The sequence below is a fragment of the Mesorhizobium sp. M00.F.Ca.ET.216.01.1.1 genome (genome assembly GCF_004010325.2).
Taxonomy (GTDB): Bacteria; Pseudomonadota; Alphaproteobacteria; order Rhizobiales; family Rhizobiaceae; genus Mesorhizobium.
Map to the genome: position 1 here is coordinate 1 of NZ_SADR02000129.1, position 451 is coordinate 451.

The window sequence follows — 451 nt, forward strand, 5'->3', positions numbered from 1 at the left end:
GTCATCATCGCGCACCATCTGCGTTCGAAGGCGAGCCTTGCCGGCTTCTTCCTCGGCACCGGCACGGCGAGGGCCGACGAGGCGGCTTTCGGGCAGTCCGCCGACGAGATCCTGGCGCTGCTTGGCCTGGCCTCGCTCGCCGACGAGACCGCCCGCAACCTGCCGCACGGCCATTTGCGGGCCTTGGGCATCGCCATCGGCCTTGCCACCAACCCATCGATCCTGCTGCTCGACGAGCCCTTCGCCGGCATGAACCACGAGGAGACGATGCGCATGGTGGCGATGGTGCGGCGCCTGCGCGATCTCGGCCTCACCATCCTGCTCATCACCCATGAGATGGAAGTGATTCGTTCCATCGCCGACCGCGTGGCGGTGATCGATGCCGGCCGGATCGTCGAGGAGGGCGCTGTCTGGCAGGTCTTTGCCGATCCGAAATCGGAGATCACCCGCA

General features: G+C 66.7%; 1 protein-coding gene. It reads left to right on the plus strand.

Annotated features, from left to right (window positions below; translation table 11 throughout):
• Positions 1–451, plus strand: a 451-nt coding sequence (locus EN859_RS35370; protein WP_135913612.1) for an ATP-binding cassette domain-containing protein, incomplete at both ends; no start/stop codon positions are given.